Here is a 22,027-nt window from a genome sequence, read left to right as displayed (position 1 = left end):
CTTTAGTCGAGGGGGGCGCCGCCTGCGGCCAGTTCCGGATCCCAGACCGACAGGCCAAGCTGACGCGCGGCGGCGAGGCTCAGCACTCCGGAATCAAGCCCTTGCGGCGCTTGATAGGCGCGCACCGCATCCACCGTGTCGCGGTCGAGAACACCGGTGATCGGCCCCGCATAATGATCGCGGGCGGCCAGGGCGCGTTGCAAAGTGGCGATGTAATCGGGATCTTCGCTTTGCATCGCGCAGGGTGTTTCGAACCAGGTTTCGGTCCGATCCTCGACAATCCGCTGTTCGGTGGCTGTCACGAAGACGGCGGGCCTGCGGACGTTGCCGTCGCGATCAAGTTGCTCGGGTTCGACCATGATCTGCTCGGTGATGGTTTCGATCACGGCGGGCTCGATCTCGCGGCCATAGCAGCTGCTGGGATTGGCATTGGGCGGGCCAAACCCGCGCATGACCTCGACCCCTGACACGCCGGTATGGATCACGGGTTCGATCACCGACGTGAACGCGGTGTCGTCCGGAATGGACGTTTGACACGCAGACAAACCGCCAACGGCGGCCAGTAGGATCAGTTTGCGCATGGGCCTGCTCGGGTCCTGCTTTTTGTTATTCGTTAAGGGTAGCGCATTTGACCGCGGCTGGGAAGGATTACGGTTGATCGCCTGCTTTTGCGCCCTGATGCAGGTGCACAAGTTGGTCCAGAAGCGGAGAGATATCCTCGACATGCTCGGCGATGACATGGGTCACACCGGATTGACGCTGCACCCGTCCGGTGACCCGCAAAAGCCGCCCCGCGATCACCGCGCGCCGGTATTGCTGAAAAAGCTTCTGCCAGACGATGACGTTGCAGACCCCGAATTCATCTTCCAGCGTGAGGAAGATCACCCCCTTCGCAGTGCCCGGCCGTTGGCGCACCAGCACAAGACCTGCCACACAGATCCGCGCATTCTCGGGCGGTAGGTGCAGCAGATGATGCGGCAGGCAATCAGGCGGGCGTGGCCAGTCCGGTGGGCGGATTTCAGGTTCAATCATTGGAACAAAGATAGAACAAACACTGCCGCGTGCAAGCCATTGTATTCTGACTGGAAAGCGGAGCGGTGGCGTATTACCTACGTCGGAACGAATGCGAGCATTGGGGACGGATGATGCCGAAAATCACCTATATCGAACACAATGGAACTGAGCATGTGGTGGAGGTCGCCAATGGCCTGACCGTCATGGAAGGCGCGCGCGACAATGGCATTCCGGGGATCGAGGCCGATTGCGGCGGCGCCTGTGCCTGCTCGACCTGTCACGTCTATGTTGCGCCGGATTGGGTGGAGAAGTTGCCGGCCGTCGATCCGATGGAAGAGGATATGCTGGAATTCGCCTATGAGCCGGACACGACCCGCTCGCGCCTGACGTGCCAGTTGAAGGTCACGGATGCGCTGGACGGCCTTGTGGTGCAGATGCCCGAAAAGCAGATTTGAGGGGGCTGGGGCATCCGCTTAGGGTGGCGCGGCAAACGCTCCTCCGGTCTGCGCTTTTGGCAGCTCCAACCCTGCTGGCGGCGGCTTTGGGGGCGTCGGCCTGCACAATTGCGCCCCATACCGCCACGCAAATGCCGGAGAGCGTGTCGGCGCCATGGTCCGGGGACCCCGAGGTGCGTGCCTGGTATGACGGGCCGACCACCCGATACGCCCATGGCGTTCTGGGCGACGCAGTCGAGGGAACGCAGCTTCATGTCTACACGCACGGGGCCGTGTCCTCGTGCCGGGTTCAGGCGCTGATCTTGCCCGACGAGCTCGTGTTTGAAGACACCGCGCCCCGGTTGGCCGACCTTGACGGGGACGGGACGCCCGAGATCATCGTGGTGCAAAGCCATCAACGCCTTGGTGCGCAATTGGCGATCTATCGGGCTGCTATGGATGGGATTTCCCTCGATCTGGTCGCCACGACGCCGTTCATCGGGCGGCGCAATCGCTGGCTCGCGCCCATCGGCATGGCGGATTTTGACGGCGATGGCGCGATGGACATCGCCTATATCGACCGTCCGCATCTGGCGCGTGTGCTGCGGGTCTGGCGGTTCGAAGATGAGACCCTCAGCGAGATTGCGACGCGGGAGGGTCTGACCAATCACCGCATCGGCGAGACATTCATCACCGGTGGCGTGCGGGAGTGCGGCGCGGGGCCGGAGATGGTGACGGCGGACACGACCTGGTCCGAGGTTCGGGTGACGGGGTTTCGGGAGGGCCAGCTGAGCAGCCGTCGCGTGGCGCCGTTCAGCGCCGAAAATGTGGACGCCGCCTTGAACTGCACGCTCTAGCCATGCGGTGGACTTGACTTCACCGCGCGCGGGCGGTCTATCCGGGCGGACCGCCAAAGACCCATCCCGGAGAGCCCCATGCACGCCTATCGCAGCCACTCCTGCGCCGCCCTGACCGCCGCCAATGTTGGTGACACCGTTCGCTTGTCGGGGTGGGTGCATCGCCGGCGCGACCATGGTGGGGTGATCTTTATCGACCTGCGCGATCATTACGGCATCACGCAGGTTCTGTGTGATCCCGACAGCCCGGTTTTTGCCGAGGTCGAAAAGCTGCGCAGCGAATTTTGCATCCGCATCGACGGCTCGGTGAAGGCGCGCGATCCGGAGTTGGTGAACGCCAAACTGCCCACCGGTGAGATCGAGGTCTTCATTCGCGATATGGAAGTGCTTGGCGGCGTGAGCGGTGATCTGCCACTGCAGGTGTTCGGCGATCAGGAATACCCTGAGGAAACCCGGCTGTCGTATCGGTATCTCGACCTGCGGCGCGAAAAGATGCAGGCCAATATGGCGCTGCGTTCGGATGTTGTGGCCTCGATCCGCAGACGCATGTGGGACATCGATTTCCGCGAATACCAGACGCCGATCATCACGGCCTCGTCCCCGGAGGGCGCGCGCGACTTTCTGGTGCCGTCGCGGCTGCATCCGGGCAAGTTCTATGCGCTGCCGCAAGCGCCGCAGCAATTCAAGCAGCTGCTGATGGTGTCGGGCTTCGACAAGTATTTCCAGATTGCGCCGTGCTTCCGTGATGAAGACCCGCGCGCCGACCGCTCGCCAACGGATTTCTACCAGCTCGACCTGGAAATGTCCTTTGTCGAGCAGCAGGATGTGTTCGACACGATTGAGCCGGTCCTGCGCGGGGTATTCGAGGAATTCGGTGAGGGCGCATCGGTCGATCAGGACTGGCCGCAGATCTCCTATGCAGATGCGGCACTGTGGTACGGGACCGACAAGCCGGACCTGCGCAACCCGATCAAGATGCAGGTGGTATCGGAGCATTTTGCGGGCTCCGGTTTTGCGATTTTTGCGAAACTTCTGGAGCAAGCCGGCACGCAAGTCCGCGCGATCCCCGCGCCGAAAGGCGGCTCGCGCAAGTTTTGTGACCGGATGAACAAGTTCGCGCAGGAACAAGGCCTGCCGGGGATGGGGTATATCTTCTGGCGCGACGGTGAGAATGGGATGGAGGCGGCCGGTCCGCTAGCCAAGAATATCGGGCCGGAGCGAACGGAGGCGATCAGGCAGCAATTGGACCTTGGCGTCGGCGATGCGGCGTTTTTCCTTGCAGGCAAACCGTCGGAGTTCGAAGGCGTTGCGGGCCGCGCACGCGTGGTGATCGGCGATGAGCTTGGCCTGACGGAACAGAACCGCTTTGCCTTTGCGTGGATCGTCGATTTCCCGATGTATGAGGCAGATGACGAGGGCAAGATCGACTTCTCGCACAACCCGTTTTCGATGCCGCAGGGCGGGCTGGCGGCGCTGGACGGGGATCCGTTATCGGTGCTCGGCTATCAATATGACCTGGCATGCAACGGCTATGAATTGGTGTCGGGCGCGATCCGCAACCACAAGCCCGAGATCATGTTCAAGGCTTTTGAAATGGCCGGATACGGCGCGGATGAAGTGCGAAAGCGCTTCGGTGGCATGGTCAATGCGTTCCAATATGGCGCGCCGCCCCACGGTGGGTGTGCGGCAGGTATCGACCGGATTGTCATGCTGCTGGCTGATACGGCCAATATCCGCGAAGTGATCCTGTTCCCGATGAACCAGCGGGCGGAAGATCTCATGATGGCTGCGCCGTCGGAGCCGATGCCGGATCAGCTGATGGAATTGGGCCTGCGCGTGATCCCGCAGGAGTAAGCGCTGCGCGTCGGTTCAGACGATTTCGGGCATCGCCTGAATTCGGACCGACAGCAAGGTCCGCAGCGCCGCGCGATCGGTGGCACGGAGCGTGTCAGACATTTCTTGGGCTTTGTTTTCAAGGCTTTGATCCTTGATCCCGCGGGCGAGGCCGATGAGGAACCGCTTGAGATAGCCCACCGGCGGCGCGTCGAGCGCCAAAAGATCCATCGCGTGGCTCAGGTCTTCGCGCAACGCCAATGGGTCGGGATCAACGGAGGTGATCGCAGCCATGCGCGGTCCCTTCGGATGCAGATCCTGCGGGAGATGCGCCAGGATCGCGGCCTGAAAAGCTGCGATACTGGGGACGGGTTTGGAAACGAACCCATCGGCGCCGGCCTCCATCACTTGTTTTTCGGCTTCTTCACGTTCGGCGCCGGAGGTGCCGAGAATGACCTGGCCCGCTGTCTTGTGCTCCGCCATCGAGCGGATCAGGTCGAGGCCCGATCCATCCGGAAGGCCGATATCGACGATCGCCACGGTCGGGGCATAAACGTTCAGATGTCGCTCGGCCGATCCGAGACAATCTGCGCGGCGCAGGCGAGCGCCCGAGCGCAGGCTCATCAAGCGGATCGCCTCGGACGCATAACGGCTGTCTTCCACCACAAGGATCGTCAATCCCAGCAGTGGGCGCTCGGCCGTCGGTTGCGGCCGCATGTCAAACTCGGAAAGCAGATCGTCCATAATGATGCCCCTATCAAACGGGAATGATTCCCCTAGGTCCCAGGAACCCTGACACGATCTCGGTTTATGAAAGGTAAATGCGACATTGGTCCGGCTTGCCTCGCCCGCGCGCGGGCCATATCACGCCCTTGAATTGCAAGCTCAGGATGGACCCCATGATCGGACGTTTGAACCACGTGGCCATTGCCGTGCCCAACCTCGATGTGGCCGCCGCGCAATACCGTGACACGCTTGGCGCCAAAGTCGGTGCCCCACAGGACGAGCCGGATCACGGCGTGACCGTGGTGTTTATCGACCTGCCCAATACCAAGATCGAGCTTCTCTACCCCCTTGGGGATAACTCCCCCATTACTGCGTTTTTGGAAAAGAATCCGTCCGGCGGAATGCATCATGTCTGTTATGAAGTTGAGAATATCCTAGAAGCGCGGGATCATCTCAAGGCGCAAGGCGCGCGGGTATTGGGCGATGGCGAGCCAAAGATCGGGGCTCACGGCAAGCCGGTTCTGTTCCTTCACCCGAAGGATTTCACCGGCACGCTGGTCGAGTTGGAGCAGGTCTGATGGGGATTGTGACCGGGATTGTTCTCTATGCCATCATCTGGTTCATGACACTTCTGGTGGCGTTGCAGGTGCGCGTCACCAGTCAGGATGAAGCGGGCGAACGTGTCGCGGGCACCCATGGCTCCGCGCCGGCGGACGCGCAGCTCAAGACGCGGATCAAATGGACCAGCCTCGTCGCGGCGGGCATTTGGGTTGTCGTCGCGGTGATCATCATCTTCGAGCTGATCACGTTGGAAGACATCGACCTCTTCACGCGCTTCGGGATGGGCTCGACTCCCGACCGCTGAGCGCGTGGTAGAGGTGCGTGAACGTTGCCGCGCCGAGGATGGGGACGAGAATGTTGACCACCGGAACGGTCAGCGGCACCGCCATCAGCACCCCTGCGGCAAACAGGGTCGGACGGTTGCGTTTGCGAAACTCTGCCGCGCCACGGGCATCGTGGCGGCGCAGGGCGACCATCTGACCATATTCGCGACCGATCAGAATGCCGTTCACAACCCAGAACACAATCGGGGCGAACGGGCCTGAGATCAGGTAGAACACCAGGCCCAAAAGGTTGACGAGCGTCAGGATTCCCAGGAATTTCGCAACGTCCACAAGGGCTTCGCCAATTGACAAGCCGCGAGCGGGCGGCAGACCGGGATAATGGCGATCCTCGACCGCCTCAGACACCCGGTCGAGGAAAATGCCCATGAACGCGGCCGAGACCGGGACCATCAGGAAGATCGACAGCACCAGCATCAGTGGGATTCCCGCGAGCGTAAGCGCGTTGTCGATCCAGTTGACTTCACCGATCCAAGGCAGGGTGAACGTGTCGGGGACGAACCAGCCGACGACACCTGCGAACAGCGCGTAGAACCCGACCAGAAGGCCGACGGTCAGAAGCAGGCCAAGACCGAGCACGCCGAGGAAGCGGCTGTCGGTCAATTGGCTGAGAGCTTTCAGAAAAGCGTTTATGATCATGTCTCTACCCAGGTTGTCAGCGCATCCACATCGGGGCGCGGGCGCTCCGGCGGGGTGCGGATCTCGTTGCCAATGTGGAGATACCCCGCGACGGTTTCATGGGGGTAAAGTTCAAGCCCTTGGCTCAGATAGGGCCGATCCGTCGCCCGCCAGCCGGTCAGCCAAACGGCCCCCCAGCCGGACGCGAGCGTGGCATTGAGCAGGCTGAGGCAGACACCAGCGGCGGAGGCCTGTTGCTCGGGCTCGGGCACTTTTTCCGAAGGTTTGGGGGACGACACGACAGCCACGATCAGATGAGCGTCCGTGTAGCTGTTGATGTCACGCTCAATGCGCTCCGTCCCAAGTCCGCGCTCCGCCCCGCGCGTCCTGGTCAATGAAATAAGGCGTTCAATCGCGGGCCGTCGCAATACGATCAGCCGCCAAGGCTCCAGCTTTCCATGGTCGGGTACCCGCAGTGCGGCGGTCAGAATCCGGCGCAGGGTGGCGTCATCGGGTGTGTCGGTCCCCAATGAACGCGGCGGGCGTGATCGGCGCTTCAGCAGGAAATCGAGCACATCGGGTTTGGGTGCGAGGGGCGATATCGTATTGTCCATAGGGGGCATGTCGTGCGCCAGTGAACCGGGGTCAAGACCCCGTCACTATCCGATCGCGGCGCCAGCAGGGCCAATCGACGGCCCGGTGCGCCGCTCAGGTCTTATCCTTCGCCGCCGGTTTCTTCTTGGCGGCAGGTTTTTTCTTGGCCGTCGTCTTGCGCTTGCCGGTGCCCTTGCCGCCCTTGGCGATCTTCTCGTTCAACACCTCGAGGGCCTTTTCCATGGTCACGGCTTCGGGGTCGACGTCCTTGGGAAGGGTCGCGTTGATCTTTGCCCATTTCACATAGGGCCCATAACGGCCCTTCATGACCTGCACCGGCCCGCCCTCGTCGGGATGTTCGCCCAATTCCTTGAGCGGGGCTGCGGCTTGGCCACGTCCGCCACGTCCCGCGGCTTTTTGGGCGATCAACTCGACGGCGCGGTTCATGCCGACGGTGAACACCTCTTCGACCTCGGGAAGGTTGGCGTAGATGCGCCCATGTTTGACATAGGGCCCGTACCGCCCGATCCCGGCCTCGACCGGTTCGCCATCCTCGGGATGATCGCCGATCTTGCGCGGCAGGCTTAGCAACGTCAGGGCCTTTTCGAGGTCGATATCGTCGACCTCCCATCCCTTGGGCAGGGAGGCGCGGGGCGGTTTCTTGTTCTCTTCGGTGACATCGCCGAGTTGTACGTAGGGCCCGAACCGGCCGGTGCGCAAGGTGACTTTTTCGGAAGTGTCGGGGTCGACGCCCAACATCTTGCCGTCGGGACCAAGGATATCTCCGGTCTGATCGGCGCCCTCCTGAGGTGGGCCAAAGGCGCGCGTGTAGCGGCACTCGGGATAATTCGAGCACCCGATGAAGGCCCCGCCCGCGCGCGCCGTGCGCATCGACAGGCGACCAATCCCGCAATTGGGGCAGAGGCGCGGGTCGGAGCCGTCTTCCTTCGCGGGGAAGAGATGTGGCTCAAGCACCTCGTTGATCTTCTCCAGCACCTCGGTAATGCGCAGCTCGGAGGTTTCTTCGATGGCGGCGTGGAAATCGCGCCAGAAGCGGTCGAGCACGTCCTTGTAGTGCCGGTCGCCCGCGCTCACCTCATCAAGCTGGTTTTCCAGATCGGCGGTAAAGTCGTAGCCCACGTAGCGATTGAAATAATTCGACAGGAACACGGTGACCAGGCGGCCCTTGTCTTCGGGGATCAGGCGTCCCTTGTCCTTGATGACGTAGCCGCGGTTCTGGATCGTATCCATGATCGAGGCGTAGGTGGAGGGACGCCCGATGCCGAGCTCTTCCATCCGTTTGACCAAGGTCGCCTCGGTGTAGCGCGGCGGGGGTTGGGTGTGGTGTTGCTGTCCCAGCACGGCACCGTTTGCTGACAGAAGTGCGGCCTTTGATCGGCGCAGGTCGCCGTCCTGTTCTTCTATAACATCGTCCCCGGCGAGCTTGGTGTAATCGCCCGCCAAGCCCTCGGCGCTGAGTGCCATGGCATCACCGGCGGAGACCTGCGGCAGGCGGCGGCTGTCTTCGTCATCGCCCTGCACATCGTCGCGGCCTTCCTCGTAGACCTTCAAGAAGCCGTCGAAGAGGACGACCTGACCTGTGGCGCGCAGCTCGACCTCACCGGCCTTGTCGCCGATTGTGACCGTCGTGCGCTCCATCCGCGCGGCTTCCATCTGCGAGGCAATCGTGCGCTTCCAGATCAGGTCGTAGAGCTTGCGCTGATCGTCTTCTGACAGCTTCAGATCATCCGCCGCCTTCGACATATCCGTGGGGCGAATGCATTCGTGAGCTTCCTGCGCGTTCTTGGCTTTGTTCTTGTAGATCCGGGGCTTGCCGGGAACGTAGGCATCGCCGTAGCGGTCCTTGATCGACAAGCGGGCGTCGTCCACAGCTTCGGGCGCCATGTCAATCCCGTCGGTCCGCATGTAGGTGATGTGCCCGGCTTCATAGAGGCGCTGCGCGGTGGACATGCAGGCACGTGCGCCCATTCCGAATTTGCGGCTGGCTTCCTGCTGCAGGGTTGAGGTCATGAATGGCGGCGAGGGGTTGCGTGTGGTGGGCTTGGCTTCGACGTCGCGCACTTCAAGGGCGCGGGAGGCGACGGCCTGCACCGCGAGGCCGGCTTCGGCGGCGGTGGGCAGGTCGTAGCGTTCCAGCTTCTTGCCGCCCAGAACAGTCAGGCGCGCTTCGATCTGCTGGCCGCGTGGTGTTTCGAGGACGGCGCGCACCGACCAGTATTCGCGGGCGTTGAACGCCTCGATCTCCATCTCTCGCTCGACCACGATCCGCAGGCTGACCGATTGCACTCGGCCCGCCGACTTTGCGCCGGGCAGTTTGCGCCAGAGCACCGGCGAAAGGGTGAACCCCACCAGATAATCCAGCGCGCGGCGGGCGAGGTAGGCCTCGACCAGTTCCATATCCACTTCGCGCGGCTCGGCCATGGCCTTGGTCACGGCGTCCTTGGTGATCGCGTTGAAGGTGACGCGTTTGACCGGCGTATCCTTTTTGATCGCCTTGCGCGAAGTCAGCGCCTCTTGCAGGTGCCATGAGATCGCTTCGCCCTCGCGGTCGGGGTCGGTCGCAAGGATCAGCGACGGGTCGTCTTTCAGTGCATCAACGATAGCTTTGACGTGCTTTTTCGAGTCGGATCCGATCTCCCATTTCATCGAGAACCCTTCTTCGGGGTCCACCGATCCGTCCTTGGACGGCAGGTCGCGCACATGTCCATAAGAGGCCAGAACCGTGTAATCCTTGCCCAGATACTTGTTGATTGTCTTGGCCTTGGCCGGGGATTCGACAACAACAACGGGCATGGACGGGACACCTTTCAAGGACACTCGGGTTGGCGGCGGAACATGTGGGGCCTTGGGGGTGGTTGTCAATGAGGGGTGTTTGAGGGTCCGCGATTTTGCGGGTTCGAGCACCGAGTGGGCGCGTGGAACCCGACCACCGGATTGGGCGGATCGGGCGGCGCGCGGGCTGGGAGATGCGGAATTGCATCTTCATGGAACCCACAGGGCGCGAGGTGCGCGCCCAAACTGTGAGCGTCGTTCTGGGTCAGCTGCCTGTCAGATGCACCATTCCACCTGGCGCGCGGCGCAGGTGGCCCGACAATTCGAGTACGGCCAGCGCCTGCGCGAGATCACGTGGGGTGGTTTGCAGGTCACGGACCAGCTGATCCTCGGGCGTGGGCACAGGTCCCAACACGGCCAGGATGCGCGCCTCGATCGGCCCGGAATTGTCGGTGGAGGGCACGGCGGGCGTGGCGGACTCCGGAGCGGCCTGCGCGGTCTCGGGGGCGGCCGGGCGCATGATGTGACCGGGTGCGCCAAGTGCTTCGATGACGTCTTCGGCACTGCGCACGAGCGTCGCGCCGTCCCGCAACAGGATGTTGCCGCCTGAGGCGCGGCTGTCCATCGGATGGCCGGGAACCGCCATGACTTCGCGCCCCTGATCGGCGGCAAGGCGCGCGGTGATGAGCGAGCCGGACCGCGCGGCGGCCTCAATCAAGATCACGCCTTGGGCAAGGCCGGACACAATCCGATTGCGGCGCGGGAAATGGCGCGCCTGCGGCTGCAAGCCGAGGGGTTGTTCGGACAGGCGCAGGCCAGCTTTGGTGATGCGCGCCGCGAGATCGGCATTTTCGGTCGGGTAGACCACATCAACGCCGCCCGCCATCACTGCAATCGTTCCCGTGTCGAGGCTTGCGGCATGGGCCAGCGCGTCGATGCCACGCGCCAAGCCCGAGACGATCGTGAAACCGGCCTCGCCCAGTTCTCCGGCCAGTTTGCGCACCATCCGGCCCCCAAGGCTGGAGGCGTTGCGCGTGCCGACAATCGCGACGCAGGGGCGCATCATCAGCGCGGTCTGACCCATCGCCCAAAGGATCGGCGGCGCGTCGGAAATGGTCGCCAGATGTTCGGGATATTCGGAATCGCCCAGGCACAGCATCCGGGCCCCGGCGCGCGCGGCGGCGCGCAGCTCGGCCTTGATCACCGGCTCCGGGCAGGGCTCATAACCTTGCACGCCCGCGGCTTTGGCCACCTCGGGCAAAGCGTCCAGGGCGGCGGCGGCGGACCCATGTTCGGCCAGCAAACGCAGGTAGGTGGCGGGCCCGACACGCCGCGATCGGATCAGGCGCAGGCGCGTGAACCTGTCGTCGTCGCCCCTTGCGGGCGGGGGAACAAAACCGACCGGAGCCTCATAGAAACCTGGGTCGGGGGTATAGTGCAATTGAGAATCGGGCGCTGTCCACATGCGAACAGGCTTGGGATGGAATGGTTAACGGAAGGTTACCAATCGCGTTGGCAGGTTCATCAAACGGCGGGGCGCGGCAAAACTGGCGCAGTCACGCATAGTTGGCACCTCCTCGACAGTCGCGTCGCGCCCCTTACGCCGCCGAACCACCCACGGTCAGCCCACCGATCAGAAGCGTCGGCTGTCCCACGCCCACCGGCACCCATTGGCCGTTCTTGCCGCAGTTCCCCATGCCGGGGTCCAGCGCCATATCATTGCCGATCGCGCGCACCTGCGTCATGGCCGTGGCGCCGTCTCCGATTAGCGTGGCGCCTTTGACCGGCGCACCGACGACACCGTTTTTCACACGGTAGGCCTCGGTGCAGGAGAAGACGAATTTGCCATTGGTGATGTCGACCTGCCCGCCGCCGAAGCCGACGGCGTAAATCCCGTCCTTCACATCGCCCACGATATCGCCGGGATCCGTGTCGCCGCCAAGCATGTAGGTGTTGGTCATCCGCGTCATGGGGGTGTGGTCGAAGCCCTGCCTGCGCCCGTTGCCGGTGGGCTCGACACCCATGAGACGGGCAGATTGGCGGTCCTGCATGTAGCCCACAAGGATGCCATCCTCGATAAGGGTGGTGGCATGCGACGGCGTGCCTTCGTCATCGACGGAGATCGAGCCGCGCCGATCCGGGATAGTGCCATCGTCGAGCACCGTGACCCCCTTGGCCGCCACCCGCTGGCCCATCAGACCGGCGAAGGCGCTTTGCTTCTTGCGGTTGAAATCGCCCTCCAGCCCGTGACCCACGGCCTCGTGCAACAGGATACCCGGCCAGCCCGGCCCGAGAGCCACGTCCATGACGCCGGCGGGGGCGGGTTCGGCCGCAAGGTTCACAATTGCGATGCGCAGAGCCTCGCGCGCGACACTCTCCCAATGCGGCCGCTCCATCAGACCCACAAGACCGACGCGCCCGCCGCCGCCTGCGGACCCGCTTTCGCGGCGGCCCGCCTCTTCGACGATGATCGAGACATTCAGGCGCACCATCGGGCGGACATCGGACACGCGGGTGCCTTCGGGGCGCAGGATCTCAACCTCCTGATGGGACGCGGCCATCGATGCGCTGACTTGCACGACGCGGGGATCAAGGGCGCGGGCGTAGGCGTCAATCTCGGCCAGAGTATCGAGTTTCACGCCGAATTCGGCACCCGCCATGGGGTCGGCGTCGGTGTAGAGTTTTTCGTTCGTCCCACGCGGCGCATCGGCCAACGTGCCGCCGCCATCGCCCACCGCAAGGCGTGCGGTTTCCGCCGCGCGCAACAAGGCCGCCTCGGACATCTCGGTGGAATGTGCGTAACCCGCAACTTCGCCCTTCACCGCGCGCAGGCCGAAACCCTGTGCCGCATCATAAGAAGCGGTCTTGACGCGGCCATCGTCAAACACCAGCACTTCGGACCGACGGCGTTCGAGAAACAATTCGCCATCCTCAGCCCCGTCGGTGGCCGCGCGCAGAATGCGCAGGGCGGCGCCCTCATCAAGGTGGGTCTCGAACGGGCGGAACGGGGGCGTGTCGGACATCGGAAGCTCTCCTGAGTTGCCCTTCATACATATGCCGATTTGCCCAAGGTGCGACACCCCGTCTCGCCTGATCGCCGAATTCGCGGATGGGCGGGCAGCATGCCGAAGAAAAGTCAGATTTTTCAGGCCACAACCCACTGCGTGGCAATTCCAGTCCGCGCAACCCTGACGGTCTGACTGCTCCGGGAATGCAGCCGCAAGTGAGACAATTTACGCCACTGCCTTGCGCAGGTTCACACGATATGGTCTGGCCCAAGCGAACACGACCGGACCCGCACGGCAGGCATGACCCCGCCCCAAAGGCCCGAACGGACAACAGGACAGACCACATGGCACTTCGCATGAAGCTCTGCGGCCTTTGGGCCGCGTTTGGCGCAACTCTTACCATGACTGCGGCCTCGGCGCAGACCACCGGGATGCGCGACGGACTTGAGGTGATCGGCGCACCGGTGCCGGGCGGCATCGACTTCCAGCCCGGCGTGACCGCGGGCGCGCAGGACCTTCAGGCGCTCGACTACGCGCTGCACATTGGTGCGGCCCTGATCACGCTCTTCGTTCTGGCGCTGATGGTTTATGCGGCGGTCAAGCACAACGCGAAGGCCAACCCCGAACCTGCGACCTTCACGCACAACACCAAGATCGAGGTGACGTGGACCATCGTGCCGCTGCTGCTGCTGATGTTTCTTGGAGCGTTTTCGTTGCCGGTTCTGTTCCGGCAGCAAACCATTCCCGAGGCCGACGTCGTCGTGCGCGCCACCGGCTACCAGTGGTACTGGGGCTATGAATATCCCGAAGAGGGCATCGCCTACGACAGCTTCATGCTGGCCGAGGATGAGCTGGCCGATTACGGCTACAGCCGCGACGAATTCCTGCTGGCCACCGACACCGCCGTTGTTGTTCCCACGGGGCAGACGGTCGTGGTGCAGGTCACGGCAGCGGATGTGATCCATTCCTGGACGATCCCGGCCTTCGGCGTGAAGCAAGACGGCGTACCGGGTCGCTTGGCCGAGCTGCATTTCGAGGTGAACGAAGGCCAGGAAGGCATTTACTTCGGCCAATGCTCCGAGCTTTGTGGCGCGGCCCATGCCTACATGCCGATCACCGTTTTCGCCGTCACCCCGGAGGAATACGCGGCGTGGCTGGCTGGTGAGGCGGCGGAATTTGCCTCGCTCGAAGGCGCGCGCGCGCCGCAATATATCGAACTGGCCGCAGCCGAGTAAGCGAACCCCATGAGTGATTTCACTGCACAGACCGGAAGCGTGCCCCGCACCAGCGAGGGCGAGGCGGGCTTTGGCGATTATGTCGCGCTGCTCAAGCCGCGGGTGATGTCGCTTGTCGTGTTCACGGCTTTGGTAGGCCTTCTGGTTGCGCCGGGCGGCGTGTCCCCGATGATCGGCTTCACCGCGATCCTGTTCATCGCGCTGGGGGCCGGGGCCTCGGGCGCGCTGAACATGTGGTACGATGCCGATATCGACGCGGTGATGAAGCGCACCGCCAAACGCCCCGTTCCGGCGGGTAAGGTGCCGGCGGGCGAGGCGTTGTCGCTTGGTCTGTGGTTGAGCGTGATTTCGGTGGCGATGCTGGGTCTTGCGACCAACTGGATCGCAGCGGGGCTTTTGGCCTTCACGATCTTCTTCTACGCGGTCGTCTACACCATGTGGTTGAAGCGCTCGACGCCGCAGAACATCGTGATCGGCGGGGCCGCAGGGGCGTTTCCGCCGGTGATCGGATGGGCGGCTGTGACCGGGGATGTGTCGCTGGCCTCGATCCTGATGTTCGGCCTGATCTTCATGTGGACGCCGCCGCATTTCTGGGCGCTCGCCCTGTTCATGAAATCCGACTACCACAAGGCCGATGTGCCGATGTTGACCGTGACTCACGGCCGCGCCGAGACGCGTAAGCAGATCCTGATCTATACGATTCTGCTGGCTCCGGTCGCCCTTGGCCTGGCGTTCACGTCCGTCGCGGGCCCGGTCTATTTGGCGACGGCAGTGGTGTTGAACGCGATCTTCCTGAAAGGGGCCTGGGACATCTGGCGTCGCGATGAGGCGATGGCCGAGGCCGATGAATATGCGGTCGAGAAGAAGGTGTTCCGCTTCTCCCTGTTCTATCTTTTCTTGCATTTCGGCGCGCTGCTTGCGGACGCGCTGTGGAGGTTGATCTGATGCCATTGGTGGAGACCCACGAAATCCACAAGCGCCGCTTTGGTCGCAACTTCGGCACCGCATTGTGCCTGATCGGCTTCTGCGCAATCGTCTTCGGCCTCACAATCGCCAAAGTGCGTGAAGGCAGCCTTCTGGAGGCCCACGACCACCAGCCGCGCGCTTCGGCCCTGCCGATTACCGAGGAGATCAGCCAGTGAGCACCCGCCGCGCGATGGATCCCAAGTCCAAGACCGTCCTGCAACTCCTGGGCGTGATCTGCTTCATGGGCGCGCTGACCATGGCGGCGGTGCCATTCTACGACTGGTTCTGCCGCGTGACCGGCTTTGGCGGCGCAACCGTGCAGGCCGATCAAGGCAGCGACACGATCCTCGATCAGGAAATCCGCGTCCGATTTGCTGCCAACACCGCGCGCGACATGCCGTGGGAATTTCGCCCGGTCGAGCCCCATGTCGACATCCGGATCGGCGAGACGGGGCTGGTGTTCTACGAAGCCTACAACCCGACGAGCGAGCCGATTGCAGGAACGGCCAGCTTTAACGTCGCACCCTTTGATGCGGGCGGTTATTTCGTGAAGATCGCGTGCTTCTGCTTTGAATTGCAGGTGCTGCAACCGGGCGAGCGGGTCGAGATGCCTGTGACCTTTTTCGTCGACCCCGAATTGCTAGATGACACCACGGTGCGCGACACGCCCGCAATCACGCTGTCCTACACGTTCCATGTGACGGACATGCCCGAAGATGACGATTACGCCGCGCTTGACGCAGGCAACTGAACGACAGACCGGAGAGACCACAATGGCGCACGTCAAGAACCACGACTACCATATCCTGCCCCCCTCACTGCACCCACTTGTGGCGGCGGTCGGGGCCTTTGTGATGCTTTTTGGTGGCGTCAACTGGATGCATGCGGGCAGCCCGTGGATGTTCCTGATCGGGTTCGTGGCGGTGCTTTACGTCATGTTCGCCTGGTGGTCCGACGTGGTCAGCGAAAGCCACGAGGGCGACCACACTCCGGTGGTGCGCCTGGGCCTGCGGTATGGGTTCATTATGTTCATCATGTCCGAAGTGATGTTCTTCGTGGCCTGGTTCTGGGCGTTCTTCAAACACGCGCTGTTCCCCATGAACAGCTACGAGGCCAGCACTTATGTGCCGCCGGAGATCTACATCGTGGACCCGTTCCACCTGCCGCTGATCAACACTCTGATTCTGTTGCTGTCGGGCTGTCTTGTGACCTGGGCGCACCATGCGCTGGTCCATGGCGGCGCGCGCAGGGATATCGAGCACGGTCTGATCGGCGCGGTGGTTCTGGGCGTGATCTTCACCGGGCTGCAGGCGTATGAATACTACGAGTTGATCGTTCACCACGGCTGGGAATTCATCAACGGCGACAAGTTCTATTCGACCTTCTTCATGGCCACGGGCTTCCACGGGTTCCATGTGGTCGTTGGCACGATCTTCCTGTTCATCTGCTATTTGCGGGTGAAACAGGGCCATTTCACCGCCGAGAAACATGTCGGGTTCGAGGCTGCTGCCTGGTATTGGCACTTCGTGGACGTGGTGTGGCTGTTCCTGTTCGTGGCGGTCTATATCTGGGGGCAGGGCTAGGGCCCATCCGCCGCCGCGCGTCGGGCCGAGGCCCGCACGGACCAGGTTTATGAGCAAGATGAAAAGGGCGCCTGCCGGATCGGTGGGCCCTTTTTGTCAGATGGGATAAGATGACGCGCAAACTTGTGACGGTAAGTGTTTTTGGCCTGATCGGGGCGGCGATCCTTATCAGTTTGGGGGTTTGGCAGTTGCAACGCCTCGCCTGGAAGGAAAGCGTGCTGGCCGAGATCGACGCGCGTATCGCCGCCGCCCCCGTCGCCTTGCCCGCCACGCCCGATCCGATCGACGACCGCTATTTGCCCGTTGCAGCCGAGGGCACGTTTACAGGCGATCCATTGCGGGTTTTGGTGTCGGTCCAGGGCAGCGGCCCGGGCTATCGCCTGATCTCTGTGCTTGAGACGGGCGGGCGGCGCGTTCTGGTGGACCGCGGATTCCTGGCCGAAGGGGTCGCACTTCCGCCCACGCCGCAAGGGGCTGTCACCGTGACCGGAAACCTGCACTGGCCCGATGAGATCGATAGCTTCACTCCTGACGCGGATATTGCCCGCAACCAATGGTTCGCCCGTGACGTGGACGCGATGGCCGCACATCTGGAAACCGAGCCGACCTTCATCGTACTGCGCGAGATATCTGTGCCGGACGCGCCCATAACGCCCTTGCCGGTGACCGCCGAAGGGATCCCGAACAATCATCTGGGCTATGCCGTGCAATGGTTCGGGCTGGCTCTGGTGTGGTTGGGGATGACAGCGTTCCTGGCTTGGCGTATCAGGCGAAGCTAACGGCCTAGAGGATTTTCGATGCGATATGTCTCGACCCGGGGGCAGGCCCCTGACCTGAGCTTTGAAGACGCGATGTTGACGGGATTGGCGCGCGACGGCGGGCTCTATGTCCCGACCGAGATCCCTGCGCTGAGCCACGGGGATATCGCGGCGATGGCGGGCCTGTCCTATGAGGAGATCGCCTTCCGCGTGATGCGGCCCTTTATCGGCGACACATTCACCGACGCGGAGTTTGCCGAGCTGGTCGATAAGGCCTATGCCGGGTTCGGCCATGCGGCGCGCGCACCGCTCAAGCAGCTGCAACCGGGCCATTTCTTGCTGGAGTTGTTCCACGGCCCAACGCTCGCGTTCAAGGATTTCGCGATGCAACTCATCGGGCAGATGTTCCAAAAGGCGCTTGGGCGGCGCGGTGATCGGGTAACGATTGTCGGCGCAACGTCGGGCGACACCGGCTCCGCCGCGATGGAGGCATTTCGCGGCCTCGACAATGTCGACGTCTTCATCATGTACCCCCATGGCCGCGTCTCCGAGGTGCAGCGTCGACAGATGACGACCGTGACCGAGGCCAACGCCCATGCGCTGGCCGTGACCGGTGATTTCGACACCTGCCAGGCGCGCCTCAAGGACATGTTCAACCATTTCGAGTTTCGCGACCGGGTGAAGTTGGCCGGGGTGAATTCGATCAACTGGGGCCGGGTTCTGGCGCAGGTGGTCTATTACTTCTCCGCCGCCGTCTCGCTTGGCGCACCACAGCGGGCTGTGTCGTTCTGTGTGCCCACCGGTAATTTCGGCGATATCTTTGCAGGCTACATCGCCAAGCGCATGGGCTTGCCCATTGAAAAGCTGGTAATCGCGACGAACCAGAACGACATCCTGCACCGCGCGATGGTGTCGGGCGGTTACCTGACCGAAGGCGTGACGCCATCGATCAGCCCGTCGATGGATATCCAAGTCTCGTCAAACTTCGAACGCGCGCTGTTCGACGCCTATGGCCGCGACGGGGCGGCAGTGACGCAGTTGATGGACGAACTCAAGAGCGGCGGGTTCAAGATCAGCCAGGGCGCGATCGGCGTTCTGCGTGACCATTTCGTGAGCGGCCGTGCGTCCGAGGCGGAAACCTCTGCGATGATCGCCCGCGCGTTGCCCGAGATGGGCGAATTGCTCTGCCCGCATTCCGCCGTCGGCGTGCACGTCGCGCAGGAATTCATGGGCGCAACACCCATGGTCACCTTGGCGACCGCCCATCCCGCGAAATTTCCCGACGCTGTCGAAGCAGCCTCGGGCATCCGTCCGCCCCTGCCCGCGCGGATGGCGGACCTTTTCGAGCGGCCCGAGCGCATCACCCGGGTCGAGGATGATTTGCACGAGATCGAGGCGATCATCGAAGGGAGTGTCTTCGCGTGAGTGTCGAAATCCACACCCTTTCCAATGGCTTGCGCATCGTCACCGAGCATATGCCGAGCCTTGAATCGGCGGCCATCGGTGTCTGGGTCAGCGCCGGGGGACGCCACGAAGCGGTCGAGCAAAACGGCATCGCGCATTTCCTTGAACATATGGCGTTCAAGGGCACGCAGCGGCGTTCGGCCCTGCAGATCGCCGAGGAAATCGAGGATGTCGGCGGTTACATCAACGCCTACACCAGCCGCGAGGTGACGGCCTATTATGCGCGGGTCTTGAAGGATGACGTGCCGTTGGCGCTGGACCTGATATCGGACATCGTACTGAACCCTATCTTCGACCCGCGTGAAATCGAGGTTGAGCGCGGCGTCATCTTGCAGGAGATCGGACAAGCCGCCGATACGCCGGACGATATCATCTTTGACTGGTTGCAGGCGCAGGCCTTTCCCGAACAACCGCTTGGCCGCACGATCCTTGGCCCCGTGGACCGTGTGCGCAGCTTTGATCGCGGCGATTTCGACCGCTTCATCGCGCAGCATTACGGGCCAGAGCAATTGATCCTTTCGGCGGCCGGTGCAGTGGATCACGCTCAGATCGTGCGTCTGGCCGAAGCGGCGTTCGGCCATCTCGCCCCGGTGTCGGGATCGGTGCCGCAACCCGGAAGCTTCGCCGGTGGAGAACATCGCGTTATCAAAGGGTTGGAGCAGGCGCACTTCACCCTGGCGCTGGAAGCGCCGGGCTACCGTTCGGACGACATCTATGCCGCACAGATCTTTGCCACGGCGTTGGGCGGCGGGATGTCGTCGCGTCTGTTTCAGGAGGTCCGCGAGAAACGCGGCCTGTGTTACACCATCTACAGTCAGGTCGGCAGCTACGATGATACCGGGCTTCTGACCATCTATGCGGGCACGTCGGGCGAGGATTTGCCAGAGCTTGTGGGCCTCACGATTGATGAGTTGAAGCGCTCCGCCGACACCATGACCGAGGCCGAATTGGCGCGCGCCCGGGCGCAGATGAAGGCGGGGCTTCTGATGGGGCTTGAAAGCCCGTCGGCGCGTGCGGAACGGTTGGCCCGACTTGTCGCGATCTGGAACCGGGTGCCGGGGTTGGACGAAACCGTCGCCAAGATCGACGCGGTGTCCCTGGAGGCGCTCACGGACCAGGCCGGCACGTTGGGGGCATCTGGCCGCGCGGCAATGGCGCTTTATGGGCCGGTCGAGAATGCGCCGTCCCTCGATCATGTCAGGGAGCGTCTGGCCGCTTGATGCTCGTGCGCAAACGCAATCTGCGCCTTGAGACAGAGCGTCTGACCCTGCGTCTGCCGCGTCACGCCGATTTCCGGCTATGGGCGACGCTGCGCCAGCAAAGCCGCGAATTTCTGACCCCGTGGGAGCCGACCTGGGCCGACGATCACCTGACGCGCAAGAGCTTCACGGCCCGCGTGTATTGGGCACAGCGCTCCGTTAACCAAGGCTCTGCCGTGCCGCTATTCATCATGCGCCGCTCGGATGATGCGCTGTTGGGGGCGATCACGCTCGACAATATGCGGCGTGGTCCAGCGCAATCGGCGACCTTGGGTTACTGGATCGGGCTGCCGTTTGTCCGGCAAGGCTACATGCGCGAAGCCATTGATGCGGCGAGCCATTTTGCCTTCCGCTCTCTGGATCTGTCGCGGCTGGAAGCGGCGTGCCTGCCGGAAAATGCCGCGTCGCGGGGGGTTCTGGAGAAGTCCGGGTTCAAATACGAAGGTGTCGCGCAAAGCTATTTGCAGATCAATGGGCGTTGGCGAAACCATGTGCTTTACGCGAACTTGCGCCATGACCGGCGCGGAAGAACCGATGCCGGGTGACCTTGGGGCGCCATCGCGCTAGGTCTGTCGCATGACTAATCTGGATCATTTGAAGCGGCTCTTGCCTGCCGCTGCGTTTCGCGAAGATACGGCGCGCTACCTTGAAGAACCGCGCGGGCGTTGGCAGGGTCAGGCCCGTGCGGTGGTGGCACCTGGTTCCGTGGATGAGGTCTCCAACCTCCTGAAAACGTGCAATGAACTCGGCATTCCGGTCGTGCCCTATTCCGGGGGGACCGGACTTGTCGGCGGGCAGATCGTCGAAGACGGACCTGCGCCGGTTCTCTTATCTCTGGAGCGAATGAAGGCGGTACGGGAGTTCGATGCCGAGGCCGGAACACTGACGGTGGAGGCGGGCGCGATCTTGCAGGAGGTGCACGCGATCGCGCAGGCTGAAGGGTGGATCTTCCCGCTGACGTTGGCCTCACAAGGCTCCGCTCGGATCGGCGGATTGCTGGCCACGAATGCGGGCGGTGTGAACGTGATCCGTTACGGAAACGCGCGCGATCTGGTGCTTGGGGTGGAGGCGGTTCTGGCGGACGGAACCATCGTCAACACCTTGTCTCCACTGAGGAAAAACAACATGGGTTACGATCTCCGCCACCTGTTGATCGGCTCGGAAGGCACGCTGGGGGTGATCACGGCGGCGTCGCTCAGGCTGTTTCCGAAACCGCGAGAGACTGGCGCGGCCTTGATGACGGTGCCCTCGCCGGTGGCGGCGTTGCGGCTTTTGCGCCTTGCGCACGACATGATCGGAGAGGGGATTTCGGCGTTCGAACTGATAGGGCGGACCGGGTTCGACTTCCTGTCAGAGGTCGGGCCGGAGGTGCGGCAGCCGTTCGAAGAGGTGCCGGAATGGTGCTGTTTGATCGACCTTGGCCTGGCCAGTGGATCGTGCGCCGACGCGCTGGAAAGTCTTTTTATTCAGGCGTTTGAAGAGGGTTTGGTGATGGATGGGGTGGTTGCGCAATCCGAGCAGCAGCGCGCGGAATTCTGGGCGATCCGGGAGCTTATCCCCGAGGCGAACCGGCGGATCGGGTCGGTGTCGTCCCATGACATCTCTGTGCCGGTTGCGCGGATCCCCGATTTCATTGCGCAGGCGCCGGGGCGGCTGTCCAATATCAACGCGTTTCGGATCAATTGCTTCGGTCATTTGGGCGATGGAAACCTGCACTATAACGTCTTCCCGCAAAAGGGAAAATCCCGCTCGGACCATGAACATGAACGCGACGCGGTGAAGTCTTGCGTGCATGATCTTGCCCATGAACTGGGCGGATCGGTCAGTGCGGAACATGGGATCGGGCGGCTCAAAGTCGGAGATCTCGAGCGTTACGGTGACCCCGGAAAACTGGCGGCGATGCGGGCGATCAAGGCGGCGCTGGATCCAAAAAATATCCTCAATCCCGGCGCGGTTTTGCGCGCTGAGGGGCTGTAGTTCTTC

Annotated in this window: 23 protein-coding genes; 15 read left to right on the top strand and 8 right to left on the bottom strand. The window is 62.8% G+C overall.

What is annotated here, in order from left to right; all coding sequences use genetic code 11:
* Window positions 1-2 precede the first annotated feature (2 nt).
* Window positions 3-581 carry a peptidoglycan-binding domain-containing protein gene (locus V8J83_RS07610; RefSeq protein ID WP_339985077.1) on the bottom strand — a complete coding sequence of 193 codons (579 nt, stop codon included), beginning with the start codon at window positions 579-581 and terminating at the stop codon, window positions 3-5.
* Between the two features lie 67 nt (window positions 582-648).
* Complete coding sequence (locus V8J83_RS07605; protein WP_339985075.1) at window positions 649-1,032, bottom strand: OB-fold nucleic acid binding domain-containing protein; 384 nt, start codon at window positions 1,030-1,032, stop codon at window positions 649-651.
* Between the two features lie 113 nt (window positions 1,033-1,145).
* Here V8J83_RS07605 and V8J83_RS07600 point away from each other — a divergent pair, with 113 nt between their 5' ends.
* The 3 genes from V8J83_RS07600 (at window position 1,146) to aspS (ending at window position 4,159) form a co-directional block, all read left to right on the top strand.
* A complete protein-coding gene (locus V8J83_RS07600) occupies window positions 1,146-1,469 on the top strand; it encodes a 2Fe-2S iron-sulfur cluster-binding protein (RefSeq protein WP_339985073.1) in 324 nt (107 codons plus the stop codon).
* 56 nt (window positions 1,470-1,525) lie between these two features.
* Window positions 1,526-2,305: an FG-GAP repeat domain-containing protein gene (locus V8J83_RS07595; RefSeq protein ID WP_339985071.1), complete on the top strand. Its 780-nt coding sequence runs from the start codon at window positions 1,526-1,528 to the stop codon at window positions 2,303-2,305.
* 78 nt (window positions 2,306-2,383) lie between these two features.
* On the top strand, window positions 2,384-4,159 hold the full coding sequence (gene aspS / locus V8J83_RS07590) for an aspartate--tRNA ligase (protein WP_339985069.1): 1,776 nt from the start codon (window positions 2,384-2,386) through the stop codon (window positions 4,157-4,159).
* Between the two features lie 15 nt (window positions 4,160-4,174).
* Here aspS and V8J83_RS07585 read toward each other — a convergent pair whose 3' ends face one another.
* Window positions 4,175-4,882: a response regulator gene (locus V8J83_RS07585; RefSeq protein ID WP_339985067.1), complete on the bottom strand. Its 708-nt coding sequence runs from the start codon at window positions 4,880-4,882 to the stop codon at window positions 4,175-4,177.
* A 155-nt stretch (window positions 4,883-5,037) separates the two neighbouring features.
* On the opposite strand from V8J83_RS07585, the gene mce reads away from it, so the two are divergent.
* Both mce and V8J83_RS07575 read left to right on the top strand, forming a co-directional pair.
* A complete protein-coding gene (gene mce, locus V8J83_RS07580; RefSeq protein WP_339985065.1) occupies window positions 5,038-5,442 on the top strand; it encodes a methylmalonyl-CoA epimerase in 405 nt (134 codons plus the stop codon).
* Entirely contained in the window at window positions 5,442-5,729 is a 288-nt protein-coding gene (locus V8J83_RS07575) for a DUF1467 family protein (RefSeq protein WP_339985063.1), read from the top strand. Before mce ends, V8J83_RS07575 begins: the two co-directional genes overlap by 1 nt.
* On the opposite strand, the gene V8J83_RS07570 is transcribed toward V8J83_RS07575, so the two are convergent.
* The 5 genes from V8J83_RS07570 to V8J83_RS07550 all read right to left on the bottom strand — a co-directional run bounded on the left by V8J83_RS07570 (window position 5,692) and on the right by V8J83_RS07550 (window position 12,794).
* A complete protein-coding gene (locus V8J83_RS07570; protein ID WP_339985061.1) occupies window positions 5,692-6,405 on the bottom strand; it encodes an EI24 domain-containing protein in 714 nt (237 codons plus the stop codon). The genes V8J83_RS07575 and V8J83_RS07570 overlap by 38 nt on opposite strands.
* On the bottom strand, window positions 6,402-7,007 hold the full coding sequence (locus V8J83_RS07565) for a nitroreductase family protein (RefSeq protein WP_439649760.1): 606 nt from the start codon (window positions 7,005-7,007) through the stop codon (window positions 6,402-6,404). The genes V8J83_RS07570 and V8J83_RS07565 overlap by 4 nt, the downstream gene beginning before the upstream one ends.
* An 85-nt stretch (window positions 7,008-7,092) precedes the next feature.
* Window positions 7,093-9,792 carry a type I DNA topoisomerase gene (gene topA, locus V8J83_RS07560; protein WP_339985057.1) on the bottom strand — a complete coding sequence of 900 codons (2,700 nt, stop codon included), beginning with the start codon at window positions 9,790-9,792 and terminating at the stop codon, window positions 7,093-7,095.
* A 244-nt stretch (window positions 9,793-10,036) separates the two neighbouring features.
* Window positions 10,037-11,236, bottom strand: coding sequence for a DNA-processing protein DprA (gene dprA / locus V8J83_RS07555; protein WP_339985055.1), 1,200 nt, complete (start codon window positions 11,234-11,236; stop codon window positions 10,037-10,039).
* Window positions 11,237-11,369: 133 nt separating this feature from the next.
* A complete protein-coding gene (locus V8J83_RS07550; RefSeq protein ID WP_339985053.1) occupies window positions 11,370-12,794 on the bottom strand; it encodes a TldD/PmbA family protein in 1,425 nt (474 codons plus the stop codon).
* A 329-nt stretch (window positions 12,795-13,123) separates the two neighbouring features.
* Between V8J83_RS07550 and coxB the strand changes: the two genes are divergently transcribed.
* The 10 genes from coxB (at window position 13,124) to V8J83_RS07500 (ending at window position 22,021) form a co-directional block, all read left to right on the top strand.
* The gene (gene coxB, locus V8J83_RS07545; protein ID WP_439649759.1) at window positions 13,124-14,014 is read left to right on the top strand and encodes a cytochrome c oxidase subunit II; all 891 of its coding nucleotides are present in this window, start codon (window positions 13,124-13,126) and stop codon (window positions 14,012-14,014) included.
* A 9-nt stretch (window positions 14,015-14,023) separates the two neighbouring features.
* Entirely contained in the window at window positions 14,024-14,959 is a 936-nt protein-coding gene (gene cyoE / locus V8J83_RS07540; RefSeq protein ID WP_339985051.1) for a heme o synthase, read from the top strand.
* The gene (locus V8J83_RS07535) at window positions 14,959-15,156 is read left to right on the top strand and encodes a cytochrome c oxidase system small membrane protein (RefSeq protein WP_339985049.1); all 198 of its coding nucleotides are present in this window, start codon (window positions 14,959-14,961) and stop codon (window positions 15,154-15,156) included. The genes cyoE and V8J83_RS07535 overlap by 1 nt, the downstream gene beginning before the upstream one ends.
* Window positions 15,157-15,170: 14 nt before the next feature.
* Window positions 15,171-15,731, top strand: a complete 561-nt coding sequence (locus V8J83_RS07530) for a cytochrome c oxidase assembly protein (protein WP_339986023.1) — start codon at window positions 15,171-15,173, stop codon at window positions 15,729-15,731.
* Between the two features lie 22 nt (window positions 15,732-15,753).
* Window positions 15,754-16,563, top strand: a complete 810-nt coding sequence (locus V8J83_RS07525; RefSeq protein ID WP_339985047.1) for a cytochrome c oxidase subunit 3 — start codon at window positions 15,754-15,756, stop codon at window positions 16,561-16,563.
* 110 nt (window positions 16,564-16,673) lie between these two features.
* Window positions 16,674-17,342 (top strand): SURF1 family protein, encoded by a 669-nt coding sequence (locus V8J83_RS07520; protein WP_339985045.1) that lies wholly within the window; start codon window positions 16,674-16,676, stop codon window positions 17,340-17,342.
* An 18-nt stretch (window positions 17,343-17,360) separates the two neighbouring features.
* On the top strand, window positions 17,361-18,746 hold the full coding sequence (gene thrC / locus V8J83_RS07515) for a threonine synthase (RefSeq protein WP_339985043.1): 1,386 nt from the start codon (window positions 17,361-17,363) through the stop codon (window positions 18,744-18,746).
* A complete protein-coding gene (locus V8J83_RS07510) occupies window positions 18,743-20,005 on the top strand; it encodes a M16 family metallopeptidase (RefSeq protein WP_339985041.1) in 1,263 nt (420 codons plus the stop codon). The genes thrC and V8J83_RS07510 overlap by 4 nt, the downstream gene beginning before the upstream one ends.
* Window positions 20,005-20,589, top strand: a complete 585-nt coding sequence (locus tag V8J83_RS07505) for a GNAT family N-acetyltransferase (protein ID WP_339985039.1) — start codon at window positions 20,005-20,007, stop codon at window positions 20,587-20,589. Before V8J83_RS07510 ends, V8J83_RS07505 begins: the two co-directional genes overlap by 1 nt.
* 31 nt (window positions 20,590-20,620) lie before the next feature.
* Window positions 20,621-22,021, top strand: a complete 1,401-nt coding sequence (locus V8J83_RS07500; RefSeq protein WP_339985037.1) for an FAD-binding oxidoreductase — start codon at window positions 20,621-20,623, stop codon at window positions 22,019-22,021.
* Window positions 22,022-22,027 lie beyond the last annotated feature (6 nt).

This window comes from Gymnodinialimonas ulvae, from assembly GCF_037543845.1.
GTDB classification, from domain to species: Bacteria; Pseudomonadota; Alphaproteobacteria; order Rhodobacterales; family Rhodobacteraceae; genus Gymnodinialimonas; species Gymnodinialimonas ulvae.
The sequence above is the reverse complement of the archived record's forward strand: the minus strand, read 5'-3'. Positions and strand labels throughout refer to the sequence as shown.

Coding starts and splice junctions, on each gene's coding strand:
- V8J83_RS07520 (WP_339985045.1), top strand. CDS start 16,674: ATGACGCGCAAACTTGTGACGGTAAGTGTTTTTGGCCTGATCGGGGCG.
- V8J83_RS07530 (WP_339986023.1), top strand. CDS start 15,171: ATGGATCCCAAGTCCAAGACCGTCCTGCAACTCCTGGGCGTGATCTGC.
- V8J83_RS07600 (WP_339985073.1), top strand. CDS start 1,146: ATGCCGAAAATCACCTATATCGAACACAATGGAACTGAGCATGTGGTG.
- topA (WP_339985057.1), bottom strand. CDS start 9,792: ATGCCCGTTGTTGTTGTCGAATCCCCGGCCAAGGCCAAGACAATCAAC.
- V8J83_RS07535 (WP_339985049.1), top strand. CDS start 14,959: ATGCCATTGGTGGAGACCCACGAAATCCACAAGCGCCGCTTTGGTCGC.
- V8J83_RS07570 (WP_339985061.1), bottom strand. CDS start 6,405: ATGATCATAAACGCTTTTCTGAAAGCTCTCAGCCAATTGACCGACAGC.
- mce (WP_339985065.1), top strand. CDS start 5,038: ATGATCGGACGTTTGAACCACGTGGCCATTGCCGTGCCCAACCTCGAT.
- V8J83_RS07585 (WP_339985067.1), bottom strand. CDS start 4,882: ATGGACGATCTGCTTTCCGAGTTTGACATGCGGCCGCAACCGACGGCC.
- dprA (WP_339985055.1), bottom strand. CDS start 11,236: ATGTGGACAGCGCCCGATTCTCAATTGCACTATACCCCCGACCCAGGT.
- cyoE (WP_339985051.1), top strand. CDS start 14,024: ATGAGTGATTTCACTGCACAGACCGGAAGCGTGCCCCGCACCAGCGAG.
- V8J83_RS07550 (WP_339985053.1), bottom strand. CDS start 12,794: ATGTCCGACACGCCCCCGTTCCGCCCGTTCGAGACCCACCTTGATGAG.
- V8J83_RS07610 (WP_339985077.1), bottom strand. CDS start 581: ATGCGCAAACTGATCCTACTGGCCGCCGTTGGCGGTTTGTCTGCGTGT.
- V8J83_RS07505 (WP_339985039.1), top strand. CDS start 20,005: ATGCTCGTGCGCAAACGCAATCTGCGCCTTGAGACAGAGCGTCTGACC.
- thrC (WP_339985043.1), top strand. CDS start 17,361: ATGCGATATGTCTCGACCCGGGGGCAGGCCCCTGACCTGAGCTTTGAA.
- V8J83_RS07500 (WP_339985037.1), top strand. CDS start 20,621: ATGACTAATCTGGATCATTTGAAGCGGCTCTTGCCTGCCGCTGCGTTT.
- V8J83_RS07605 (WP_339985075.1), bottom strand. CDS start 1,032: ATGATTGAACCTGAAATCCGCCCACCGGACTGGCCACGCCCGCCTGAT.
- aspS (WP_339985069.1), top strand. CDS start 2,384: ATGCACGCCTATCGCAGCCACTCCTGCGCCGCCCTGACCGCCGCCAAT.
- V8J83_RS07575 (WP_339985063.1), top strand. CDS start 5,442: ATGGGGATTGTGACCGGGATTGTTCTCTATGCCATCATCTGGTTCATG.
- V8J83_RS07525 (WP_339985047.1), top strand. CDS start 15,754: ATGGCGCACGTCAAGAACCACGACTACCATATCCTGCCCCCCTCACTG.
- coxB (WP_439649759.1), top strand. CDS start 13,124: ATGGCACTTCGCATGAAGCTCTGCGGCCTTTGGGCCGCGTTTGGCGCA.
- V8J83_RS07565 (WP_439649760.1), bottom strand. CDS start 7,007: ATGCCCCCTATGGACAATACGATATCGCCCCTCGCACCCAAACCCGAT.